Raw genomic sequence first — 12,345 nt, forward strand, 5'->3', positions numbered from 1 at the left:
TTTCTAATCGCACTTATGAAAAATAGTCTACAACAGCTTGGGCGATCGCCTCCGTACCATTTTTATCCAATTTATCCGACAAACGGGGCGGATGCAGCGGTTGTCGCAAAAACTCCCAATCCCCCTCAAAAAACTCCGCCGCCGTCACAATTTGATGTTCCGCATAATTTTGAAGCCATTCCAGCAACACCGGAGATTCTGCAAAACCTTCTCTCATTATAGAAATAATAGGTATTTCCAAGCGCAAAGCTTCCGCAAAAGTGCTGTATCCCGGTTTAGAAAGTAAGCGCCCGCAGACAGGCATAATATCAACCGGACGCGGTAAACTCGGGAGAGATTTTGTAAACTCCTGATTTGTGGCTTTAATCAAATTCGGCAAATCGGGACATCCAGCATCAAAAGTGATAAATTGCCAGTCGCTAAATAGCTGTAAATTTTGATAAGGAATGTCCTCTACACCCAGTCCGCCGAAAGTCAGCAATACAGTTTTTTCCAGCGGTGTTTCTATTCCGAATACTTCCCGAACTTGCTCGTTACTGTAGCGAGGATTGCCGCCAGTTAAGCCAACATCTTGAATATTTGGGAAAGCTGGCATCGGTTCGTGTAAAGGAAGACGAAAAAGCCGATCGCACATTCCGAAACATTCAGCAATCCAATCGGCCATTTCTGCAAACTCCCCGCCCCAATCTCTATAGATAAAATCCCACCCGAAATTGGCCATCATCCAGCAAGGAACCCCAGCCGATGCCGCAATTCGCGTTGCCAAAGGAGGAATATCGGCCAGCACCAAACCCACCCGATTTTGCTTGATAAAATTAACTTCGCTTGCAATTAGCGAATTTTGCTTTTTCCGAATTTCCCGCAATTTTTCCAGTGTCGCGTCTTTATCCATATTCAAACTGTCAGCTTGCACGACTCCGACATCAAAAGCGCGGGGACGGTGGATAAAGTCGCCGCCAATGTAAGATTCTAGCAGCCAGCGAGGTGCAGTTGTTGTAATAATTAGTAAAATATCTGGATTTAACTCTTGAATTTTTGCAGCTACGGAGGAGACTGGGACAGCGTGGCCGAATCCATGATTCGTGATGGCAATATATAATGTTGGTCGAGACATTGATAATTAGTAATGGGGAATTGGGCATCGGGCATCGGGCATCGGGCATCGGGCATCGGGAATTGGAGGTAGAGACGGGAAGCCAACAAGGCGAAGCTTCAAGCGACGCACAACGAACAATGACACAATTAATAACTAATGACTAATGACTAAGCGGTTGTGTATTTAACTTGTATAGCCATCCTAAATCATTTGTGAATTTCTTACTCCCTCCCCTTGATAAGGGGAGGGTTGGGGTGGGGTCAAAAATTTACGACTGCAGCAAGGATTGCTATATATTCCTGGCGTTGCTCTGAGCAACTGCCCAGAAGAGTTTTATTATTATTGACTCTAATAAAATTAGTTTTTAATGATGGCCGCCACTCCTCTCTTTATGAATAAATTAAAACTAAAATTTTTCCTCCTAACTTAATTATAATTGTATAGGCATCGAATATGCCCGAACCCATCAATCGGACGCGCCCTCAGACCAAACAGGCAATTGATTAATCTTGTCCAGGGTTATATCTACATACTTTTTACCGTCCGCCGTCAGGTTTTCCCCAAAATATCCATCATCGCCGTCGTGCTTGTGAGGGCCACTCAAAGCTTCTGCATAACGGCCTTGCAAACGAGCTTGATTGAAAGGAGAAGTCGCGTACCAGTACCAGCGACTCGGAAAAACTATGCCGCCAATATCCTCAATTGAATCGCGAGTGCCGCGAAAGTGGAAAATGCGATTGGCCTCTGTAAAACCATTTACTCCCGAAAACACGCCCCCAACCGAAACAACCGTAATTTCTGCCTTCAGCCATTCTTTAAGATAGCGAGTAGCACCCAAAGCAACTTGTGCGCCGCCGCTAGTGCCAATTAAAATAACTTTCAAAGGTTGTTTAGAATTAACTGAAAGGGGAGATTGAGCATTCATGCGCTCGATAATTGCATTAGCCAGTCCCTGATTGTATGCAAAGCCGTAGCGATAATCTAGAGAAATTGCAAACCTCCAGAGATTGCGAATTTTGATGAATATATCCCCCGCAATCGGCCCGCTTTTTGCCTGTTCTGCAAACCGCCAAAAAGGAGCTAGCCACCGCTCTCCTCCTAAACTTTTGTTAGACGCTGAATAAGGAAAAACATCGCCCACTGCTACGCACTGCGGGTGACTTTTAACTAAACGCTTGAGAAACAACTCTTCACCAGGGGTTAATTCATCCCCCGAAAAATCGCCAACTCCCGGTAAAAAGATGATATAACAATTGAGTTGCGAAGACTTACGCGCTTCTAGATTGCCCTTCTTAGAGGGCAATATCTCCGGCGGATTTTTCTTGATACCCAAAGTTTGGGCACTTTGATTCAGCCACCATATAACAGTCCCCACCGGCGAAAGAATGCCCCAAATTATCAGGATTACACCTGCGACGATCAGCAAATTTAAACTTCCCCCGCGCAACCACGCAAGTATCCGCAAAATCAATCTTAGCATTTAATAAAATCTGGTAGAATGCCAATTAATTACCTAATTACCTAGAAATTGTTCGGTGATTCTGCTGTATTAGAGCTTATTTTGTAAAAGTTGTCAACTATCTTGAGGAGCAGGAGTTAAACGTGAAGGGAGAAGATTCAATTGCAGGTTTGGGGGCAACGCTTTGGAACGCACTTTCTTTGAACGGCAATTTTTACGAAAAAACTCCCTACACTCGCAGAACTAAGCGGATAGCTTTAACGATTGTAATTTTAGCAGCGCTTTCCCGCGTGTTGGGCAGTGCCGTCATCTTGTTAATCAACCGAACTGAGCCATCAGTGTTATTTTTAGCACTTTTGATAGATGGTTTGGCAGTCGCAGGGGGTTATTATTTTTGGACTTTCACTATCTTTAAAATCGGAGGGTGGCTGAAACCGGGTCACGTAACTTATAGGGAGTTGTTGGTTCCGATCGGCTTTGCTTACGCCCCCCAAGTGCTGAATTTCTTAACGTTAATTCCCTTGCTGGGAGAAGGAATAGAGCGGATATTAGCTGTCTGGAGTTTGCTAGCTGTAATTGTGGCGGTTCGCCAAGGTTTGGATATTAAAACTCGCTGGGCTGTGTTAATTTGTCTGGTGGGTTGGCCATTGATCCAAATTGCGATCGGCTTTGTGAAAGTAATTGAACAGTTGCTTTCACGATGGCTTTAAAAGTAGCAACTTGTAATAGTTAAAAAGGCAAACGCTCCCAAAAAGTACATTTTTTAAGTTTTCATGATTTCTCCGGCAAGTATGTGAGCCAGAGGTGAAGATAGAGCTATGGTGCGTGACTATTGAGGCATTGTGCACGCTCGCATCTCGTTTTTGGAGGGTTCGCGGAAAGCTCGCTATCTTACAGCGTATTCCAGGTTTATGAAGTACATTGGGCAGCCGTTAGAACCAGCGAAATACCCTTCTCCGTTGTCGGTTTAGATCGCCCTACCATCCACCGCGATTTACCCGCGATCGCGAAAAGTTATAATCATGTGATCATTGACGGGCCGCCCAGAGTCTCAGACCTAGCGCGTTCTGCAATTATGGCCTCCAATCTGGTACTTATCCCCGTTCAACCTTCTGCTTACGATGTTTGGGCAACAGAGAAAGTTATTAGCCTGATCCAAGAAGCTTCTGTCTATAAAAATTGGCTGAAGTCAGTATTTTTAATTAATCGTAAAATAGTCAATACATCCATTGCTAAGGATGTAGTAGAAGCCCTTTCTGGCTATAAAATTCCAGTTTTAAAATCAGCCATTTGTCAGCGAGTTGCCTTTGCAGAATCCGCAGGCATTGGCTGTACTGTATTGGAAACAGAGCCTAAAGGACTAGCTGCCACTGAAATCAAATTGCTAGTAGAAGAATTGCTCAATTTAGAGCTTTAATAATAAGCCCTATCCAGAAATTAGAGGGGGACTCCAACATCCTAAAACTTTGAATTGATTGTAGGCTTAAATAATTATTTTCAATAAATAAATTAATACAAAAAGCTGAAGTTACATCACCTCAGCTTTCACATAAACTAGATTTTTAAGCCACTTAACAGCTTAACCTTTAGTTAATGACTATCTCAGGATTGGCACAAAAGTCAAATTTCACCGCCTCTGACATAGTGCCGTCCACAAACCCTACTTTTAACCACTGGCTGCAATCTTCGCCAGCGACATTACCCCAAATTAACTCTCCGTCACCATGAGGAGGAATGTTACTTTCGATATGAAAGGGCACCCAACTCTCCCCGTCTTGAGCTACCAACACTTTGCTAATAGCTACGTCTGTGTTATTTTCAATTGTAAATTTGTAGTCCTCTGCTTTAGTTGGGTTAGCGAGAATAGACCCTAAGCTCAGAGTTGCACCTGCGATCGCAACTGCCACCTTTAAAAATATTGGAGTAGTCATAATCTGTTTTTCCATTGTATTGAGATGATTGGTCGTAACTTCTAGGATTTTAAACTCTAGCCTAACACAAAAATTTCCTGAATGCAATCGTTTGATTTTTCAATTTATTGAAATTTGGTCAGTATATTATTTCCTGTGACAAAAACAGGTTTCTTTATAGAAACCTGCGTGGATGGGTTGCAATCGCTTAGCAATTTCTCTTAAAGCGACAATGATGCCCCCATCTTAATAGTGGTTTTCGTTTAGTCGGTGTATTCGTAAGTGCCGCCATCGCAAACCTCGACGTTAGTCTGTATTAATTCTCCGCGACCAACGCTTCCGTCATCACTGGGACCGAGCACACCTAGAAAGTCGTAGCGACAGTCTTCGTGAGCATTCCCGATCGTAATGGTCGCCGATTCTCCGGGCGCGAGTACATCTCTTCCCAAAATATCGTCCGCCCATTCCCGTTCAGAAGGATAGCCAGCATAAAACTCTAGTAGATTGCGGCTGGTTCTGTTAATAAGAGTAAAGGAAATAGATTCAGCTAGGGCACTCTGGATACTAAATGAAATGATTGGAAGCGATAGGGCTGCTGCTAGGATGCCGCGATGGAAAGATTTTACCAACATTATGCACTTGTTCCTTGAAAGTTAATATTTTTAGTGTGTTAATCTTTATTATAGTATATAACTTTTACTAAGGATGTGAACTTTTATAAAGTTACAATCCAAAATTCTCAAAGCCTTTTGGGGCAAAAATTTCAGTTTTTCGGTTGTTTACTTTATTTATGCCGGATTACTTACATCAACATTTGATTTACGAAATTTTTTAAGGGAGTCGGGAGGTAAACGCAGTGGCAGATATCCGCAATCTCATAAGCCAACTGGCTGCACAGGAAACACACTTGTGCGACACTAAGTTTCTCGCGCCTTGTACGCGCGGGGGGCGGGTGCGGACAAGGGTAGCTGGAATGGTTTGTACTTTCAAACCAAAGCCCCGAAACTTTGAAGGTTGGGGTATTTTTCAGCCAGTTAATGAAAAGATTGCTGAGGTGGTGGAAGAACCAAGTTTGCCACAACTGACAGAGTATTTGCAACTGCTGGTGCCAATTCGCTTGCAATTGGTTGGCGCTTTGCAGGGTCAAACTTGGTTGGCTTATCCTGTTAATGAATCCGATGCTAAACAGCGCTTTGGTGTTGCTAAACCTCTACCTGTGCATTTAGTAAATGACGGCGCTAGTTTTGAGCCAATTATTGCTAGGTGGGATGGTCAATCTTGGTGGTTTGAGGATATCGATCGCCGTGCCGATCCGCTGCCATCTGAGGAATTGAGAAAAGGTTTAAACAAGGTGATTTCTCCTCAAGAAATCCGCTTTAAGGGGATGACACCAAAGATGCGTACTGTCTACGAGTTGGTGGCACAGCAGACGGAGGAGTTTAGTGAAAAGTTTCAGCAAAGGCGGGATGAAAATCGCTTGCGGGAGGCGTTACAAATGGGTGGCGGCGAGTTGCGGGAGTTTCGCGATCGCGATGATTATTGGCTGATCGAGTGGACGGCGGGAAATGGCGATCGCCATACGAGTGCGATCGCCAAAAATGACCTCACAGTTGTCAGCGCTGGCATCTGTCTTAGCGGACTAGACAGAAACTTTGATTTACAATCATTAGTGGGAGTAATTGAAGCTAGATAAGTCAGGATTTAGCCATTAGCAATTAGCCATTATGTCTATCTTTTTTCACGAGCAACTTTACCGCACTCCCGCAACTATGGCGCAGTTGAAAAAGTTGCCCGTAACCGTATGCGGCGCTGGCGCTTTGGGTGCGAATGTTACGGAAAATTTGGCGCGTTCTGGGTTTGAAAATTTAAAGGTTATCGAGCGCGATCGCATTGAGGAGCGCAACTTATCCACTCAACCTTATTATCGCTCAGATGTCGGCGCATTCAAAGCAAAAATTCTCGCTAATAACCTGTACCGTGCTTTGGGGGTTAAAGTTGATGCACAGTCAAAAGAACTAACAGCGACGAATGCAGCTCAACTACTTGCCAACAGCGGACTAATAGTAGATACTTTTGATAATAGCGTAGGGCGGCAAGCGGTGAAAGATTGGTGTGCTAGCACATCAATACCCTGTCTCCACGTTGGTTTAGCGGCTGATTATGGGGAAGTAATTTGGAACCAGCACTATCGCGTTCCTTCACCTGCAAATGATGACATTTGCGATTATCCGCTAGCGAGAAACTTGGTGATGCTAACAGTAGCTGTTGCTTGTGAAGTTATTATTAATTTTGCCGCCGCTAAACAGCAGCAGAGTTTTACGGTAACGTTGGGCGACTTTGCAATTAAGCCGCTTATACTGTAAACTATGAAGTTAGTTACCTAATGTATTAACTGGCGATTTGCATTTTTTGCAAACTGAGGTTAATCGTCAAGCCAAATGTGCGATCGGCTTTGTGGAAGTAATTGAACAGTTGCTTTCACGATGGCTTTAATTCATCAAGACGGCAACAGTATAGTAAACTCGCTGCCCTCTCCAGGTTCCGACTTGCAAATTAACTTTCCTCCATGCTGTTCTACCACAATTTGATAACTGATAGACAATCCCAAACCAGTCCCCTTACCTACCGGTTTAGTAGTAAAAAACGGATCGAATATTTTACCCAGCACCTCCGAATTCATCCCCACACCATTATCAACAATGCGAATCGCTACTTGATTTCCTTCGGCGACTTGTGTGCAAATCTGAATTGTCGGAGTGTGTTTCGAGTCAACTTCACTCCCTCTTTCGCGACAAAAAGCATCAATCGCATTGGTCAGTACATTCATAAATACCTGATTAATTTCTCCCGGATAGCAGTTCACTAAAGGCAAATTGCCGTACTCCTTGATCACTTGAATATTAAGTAATTTGTGATCCAAAATCATCAACGTGCTGTCCATCCCTTCGTGGATATTAACCCATTTTCTATCTGATTCATCTAGCCGAGAAAAGTTTCGCAGCGACAGCACAATATCGCGAACTCTCGCAGCGCCCACTCTCATTGAATCGATCATTTTAGTGAAATCATTCATTAAAAAATCTAAATCTATTTGGTCTGTTTCATGTACTATTTCTTGCACAGGATTTGGATAATTATTTTGGTATAAACGTAGTAGATTTAGTAAGTTTTCAGCGTATTCGTTGGTGTAATATAAATTTCCATAAATAAAGTTAATCGGGTTATTAATTTCGTGAGCAATTCCCCCCACCACTTGCCCTAAACTGGACATTTTTTCACTGTGAATTAGCTGCAATTGAGTGTGGCGAAGTTCTTCCAATGCAGTATGCAAATTTTCAGTTCTTTGGGCTACTCGCGTTTCCAGAATACTATAAAAACGAGCATTTTCTAGAGAAATAGCTGCTTGTGCAGACAGGATTCCCAAAATTTCTAGCCTGTCGCTAGTAAAAGCACCTTTTGTTAAATTGTTTTCTAAATAAAAAATTCCCGTAAGGTTGCCTTGATGGATAATTGGCAATACTAGGATAGAGAGGGGTTGATTGGTCACAATATAAGGGTCGGATTGGAATTGATCGGCTCGGGTAGCATCATCTAAAACCAAGTATTTTTGGGTTCTTTCTACATAGTTAATCAATGAAAGTGGGAGGAACTCGGATTCGGCAATCGGGAGAGATTGTAACACGCTTACATCATTAAACTGACCTGTAAGTCCAGCTTCTATGAAGAATTGATTACCTGTCTTGGCAAGAAATAATACTTTTTGAGCGCCTGCGTTTTCCTTTACAAGCTGTACGAGTTTCTCTAGCAAACGGCTGAGAATAATTTCGCTCGAAACAGCTTGTGATGCTTTGACAACTGTTGAAAAATCCAGCACCAAACTATTGTTCATAGTAGTTTTGGCAGTGCTGATAACATTTTTATGTATTGCGTCTTGATGGCGCTCAGCTAAATAATGATAACGGGATTCTAAGTCTCTAACTTTGGCTGTAGCTCCCCAGCGGATGTAAGCATAATAAGCTTTGGTCAGATAAGCTCGAGCACTTATCTCTTTATCCCAAGATTGATAAAACTCTCCAGCTAATTCATAAGCTAATGCTTCTTCGTGGATGTAACCGTTAGCAGCAGCTCCTTTAATAGCTAAGTCATAATAATCCATGGCGGCAAGTTTATCGTTAATAACTCGCGCTTTTTCGGCTTCGACTAACTCGTATTTATGCTGATAATTCATGGGCGCATGGTACGCCCACTTTTTCATAAGTTGCTGATTAGAGTTAACAATAGCTAGGGATGCTTCTTGATTGTCACTGTGAGGATAGTGAGCGAGGAGGGCCAGCGAATAGTAGAAATTGTGTACCCCAACAGTGATTAAGCCGATCGCCCCATCTGCGTATTCTGCCGCTAATTTACCGTGGGCAACAGCCGGAGCATAATCTTTAAATAAATAAAGCAGCATCAATTTAGCAACATAAGCTGCAAACAGCGACATTCGATTATTTTCTTTCTGCCAACGCGACATCACAGCAGGTTCATCCAACCTGCCGCTAACTAATCGTAATTGGTCTGCTGTTTTGCTTCTTAAACTTGAAGCAATTATTTGCCAAATTTTAGCATAACCTATGGCAAATTCGTGTTTATTTTTTATCAAAAATTCCATATAAAGGGTTTGTTTTTCTTTGACAAAATCTAGGGGTTCTCCTACCAAGAATAAATTGGCAATATAGTGCTTAGAATTATAAATTGCCCATTCTAAGTCACCACTTTCCAAACCAAAACTCCTTCCTTCTAGAAAGGAAGCAAGTGTATTCTTAGTAGACTCTTTCCAGATTCTTATATGACCATTAAACATTACAGAAACCTTAGCTTTCTGTTGGGTAGCATTAAATTGTTCTAGCAGCTTTAAAGCGATTAGTCCAGCGTAGTAGCCAGCTTCGATGTCGCCTTCGCTGCCGCATAGGATCGTTCCATAAAGAGTATAGGGAAAAGTAGCTAATGCTGAATGACCGCGATCAATACAAAGATTGACCATAGTCAAGACGAGGGAAGACACAATTTCTGGTTTGGCAATATAAGCAGGAGGATAGAGGGCTGTCAGGATTTCCATAGCTGCCAGTTGATAAGGATCTGTCATAACTGGCAGGTTTTCTAATTCCTCAATTCGCGGCAATTTTGGCACTGCAATGGTTTGCTGATCTAATAGGTTTACTCCCAGCATTTCCAGCACTTCTAGACCTGTTTCAACCGCTTTTAGCATCTGGCTTTGAGCCTGATAAAAGAGGATCTTTAGCTGATACACTTTCACTATGTCAAGCTGGTTTTTAGCCGATCGCAAAACCACTTCTGCCAAAACTTCTGCTTGCTCAAAGTTGGTGTTTAAATATTCCGATTCCAGCGTCTCTACATACAGCCGCAGCGTCATGTCATAGTTGCGAACCCAGCTATCAGGTGCTAATAAGGAAATTCCCACATTCAAATACTTAACAGCGGGTTCGTAAGCGTTAGCTGCTTTTGCCTTATGCCCAGCCATTAAATTTAATCCTGCTAATTCATCTTTTTCTGATTGGCGGGTGAGACAATCAATTCCTACATTCAACTGATTAATTATATCAAAAATTCTCTCTTCTACTTTATCGGGTGGCGTATTTTCAAGTAGCAATTTACCGATGCTAAGATGAGTGGCTTTCTTTTCATCATCAGGAATCAGCGAATAGGCAGCTTGCTGGACGCGATCGTGCAAGAATTTATAGCCGACTCGCGAAGAATTGAAATTTAAATTAACGGCTGATTCTCGCTCTAAAAATAAAGGAATAAGGTAACTCTCATTCAATGGAAGTATTAACCCCGCTTGCAAAGCATCCCAGAGTTCCGTCGCAGTGACTGATGGAGATTTTGCGTTGACAGTAGAGAGAACATCAAGAGTGAAATTGTCCCCTACACAAGCGGCTAATTTCAAAACTTCTCGTGTAACGTCGGGCAGTTTTTGAATCCGACTGGCTACCAGTTCAACTACACTCTTATCTGTAATACCAATAGCTTGAATCTCCTCAATGTTCCACTGCCACTGCCCTTTTATTCCGGTAGGCAGCAGCCGGGTAAAGTCAAATTTCAAAAGTTTTTCTTGATAAAGAGTGTTAAGCAATTGCGTCACGAAAAAAGGATTACCACCAGTTTTATTCCAAATTAACTCCGCTAAGGGGTGAATTCTTTCTGAGTCATTCAACGTCTCCGAAATTAACTCAGTTACCTGGGCTAAAGAAAGAGGTTCCAGCACGAATTTGTTGATAATCGTCCCCGTTTGTTCAAGGTACTCTACTGTTTGCATTAAAGGATGGGTAGAGCTAACTTCACGATCTCGATAGGCTCCAATTAATAGTAAATATTTGCTGTCTGGGTCAGTTGCCAGCAATTCCATTAATTTCAAGGTCGCTGAATCTGACCACTGCAAGTCATCGAGAAATATGACTAATGGATGCTCTTTTTGTGCGAATACGTGGATAAATTCTTTGAATAGCCTGTTAAAGCGGTTTTGTGCTTCTGTGGGGGCAAGTTCGGGAACGGCAGGCTGTTTGCCAATTACCAATTCTAGTTCGGGAATCACGTCAATAATTACTTGTCCGGCATTGCCTAGTGCGGCTAAAAGTTGATGTTGCCAATCTTGTATTTTTTTGCTATTTTCAGCAAGTAACTGCTGGAGCAAAGATTGAAAAGCTTGAATTAAAGATGCGTAAGGTATATTCCGCTTGAATTGGTCAAATTTACCTGAAATAAAATAGCCCCGCTGTCGGGTTATGGGTTTTTGGATTTCGCTGACTACGGCCGATTTGCCTATACCTGCATAACCAGAAACTAAGATCAGTTCAATTTGGGAAGCAGAAGAAATTTCCTCGCAAGGATTAGCTACACGTTCAAATGCTGCTAATAGTTGACTGATTTGTGTTTCCCGACCGTACAATTTTTGAGGAATCAACAACTGACTCAATATATCTAAGTTTCCCGGCGTAAAATCGACTATCTTGCCGGTAGTTTCTAACTGATTTAAACAAATTTCTAAATCTGCCAGCAATCCGCCCGCACTTTGATATCTCTGCTCGGCATTTTTGGCAATCAGTTTCATCACAATTTGTGAGATGGCTGGTGGAATCTCTGAATTAATTTGATGGGGTACAATTGCTTGAGATGCTATGTGACTGTAAACTATCTCTAACGGGTCGTTACTCATAAATGGTAATTGACCTGTCAGCATTTCATATAAGGTAATACCGAGAGAATAAAAGTCGGTGCGGTAGTCTAGGGTGCGGTTCATTCTCCCGGTTTGTTCGGGAGACATATAAGCAAAAGTACCGACGATCGAGTTAATATTATTAATTTGGGGATTTTCTTTGGTTAATCGTGAAGCAATCCCGAAATCGGTCAGTTTAATAATTTCTGTTTGGCTGTTGATGATGATATTACTCGGCTTAATATCTTTGTGAATAATTTTTTGAAGGTGTAGATATTCTAAGGTTTTTATGAGTTGGATGCCAAACCTCAAACAGGTGATGACTTCGAGCTTTTTTCTCGACATGAGGCGATCGAGAGATTCGCCCTCAAAGTCTTCTAAAAGCAAGCCGAGACGGTTGTCAAAGGTTTCTAGGCTAATGACTTTAACGAGGCCCGGATGGTCTAAATGTTGGCGAATGCGATACTCGTGCTTGATCCGGGTAATTGCATCAAGGGTGGGATATTCAGCTTTCAGGATTTTGAGTACGGTTGTATCCTGGTGGGTGGGGATTTGTCCTCGATAAATAATTGTTTCGATACCTTCGTGGAGAGTGGAGTGGATTTGGTATTGCGAGAGAAATTGCATGGAGTTCTCCGGAGAGTTGCAAATATATCTGATTCGA

General features: G+C 42.4%; 9 protein-coding genes. 4 read left to right on the forward strand and 5 right to left on the reverse strand.

Annotated elements, in window-relative coordinates; genetic code table 11:
• Window positions 1-13: 13 nt before the first annotated feature.
• Both QUA47_RS05605 and QUA47_RS05610 read right to left on the reverse strand, forming a co-directional pair.
• Complete coding sequence (locus QUA47_RS05605; protein WP_333430009.1) at window positions 14-1,114, reverse strand: glycosyl transferase; 1,101 nt, start codon at window positions 1,112-1,114, stop codon at window positions 14-16.
• Window positions 1,115-1,562: 448 nt separating this feature from the next.
• On the reverse strand, window positions 1,563-2,576 hold the full coding sequence (locus QUA47_RS05610; RefSeq protein WP_333430010.1) for a hypothetical protein: 1,014 nt from the start codon (window positions 2,574-2,576) through the stop codon (window positions 1,563-1,565).
• A 122-nt stretch (window positions 2,577-2,698) separates the two neighbouring features.
• Here QUA47_RS05610 and QUA47_RS05615 point away from each other — a divergent pair, with 122 nt between their 5' ends.
• Both QUA47_RS05615 and parA read left to right on the forward strand, forming a co-directional pair.
• Window positions 2,699-3,265: a hypothetical protein gene (locus QUA47_RS05615; protein WP_333430011.1), complete on the forward strand. Its 567-nt coding sequence runs from the start codon at window positions 2,699-2,701 to the stop codon at window positions 3,263-3,265.
• 122 nt (window positions 3,266-3,387) lie between these two features.
• Window positions 3,388-3,972: a ParA family partition ATPase gene (parA, locus tag QUA47_RS05620; RefSeq protein ID WP_242718946.1), complete on the forward strand. Its 585-nt coding sequence runs from the start codon at window positions 3,388-3,390 to the stop codon at window positions 3,970-3,972.
• Between the two features lie 169 nt (window positions 3,973-4,141).
• Here the strand turns inward: parA and QUA47_RS05625 are convergent, their stop codons facing one another.
• Together QUA47_RS05625 and QUA47_RS05630 are read right to left on the reverse strand one after the other, a co-directional pair.
• Entirely contained in the window at window positions 4,142-4,486 is a 345-nt protein-coding gene (locus tag QUA47_RS05625; protein ID WP_333280719.1) for a hypothetical protein, read from the reverse strand.
• 242 nt (window positions 4,487-4,728) lie between these two features.
• Window positions 4,729-5,097: a hypothetical protein gene (locus QUA47_RS05630; RefSeq protein ID WP_242718941.1), complete on the reverse strand. Its 369-nt coding sequence runs from the start codon at window positions 5,095-5,097 to the stop codon at window positions 4,729-4,731.
• 224 nt (window positions 5,098-5,321) lie between these two features.
• Here QUA47_RS05630 and QUA47_RS05635 point away from each other — a divergent pair, with 224 nt between their 5' ends.
• Both QUA47_RS05635 and QUA47_RS05640 read left to right on the forward strand, forming a co-directional pair.
• On the forward strand, window positions 5,322-6,158 hold the full coding sequence (locus QUA47_RS05635; RefSeq protein ID WP_242718939.1) for a hypothetical protein: 837 nt from the start codon (window positions 5,322-5,324) through the stop codon (window positions 6,156-6,158).
• 31 nt (window positions 6,159-6,189) lie between these two features.
• Complete coding sequence (locus QUA47_RS05640; RefSeq protein ID WP_333430012.1) at window positions 6,190-6,828, forward strand: ThiF family adenylyltransferase; 639 nt, start codon at window positions 6,190-6,192, stop codon at window positions 6,826-6,828.
• A gap of 134 nt (window positions 6,829-6,962) precedes the next feature.
• On the opposite strand, the gene QUA47_RS05645 is transcribed toward QUA47_RS05640, so the two are convergent.
• Entirely contained in the window at window positions 6,963-12,308 is a 5,346-nt protein-coding gene (locus tag QUA47_RS05645) for an AAA family ATPase (protein WP_333430013.1), read from the reverse strand.
• Window positions 12,309-12,345 lie beyond the last annotated feature (37 nt).

This window comes from Microcoleus sp. MON2_D5 (assembly GCF_036701905.1).
Lineage (GTDB): Bacteria > Cyanobacteriota > Cyanobacteriia > Cyanobacteriales > Microcoleaceae > Microcoleus.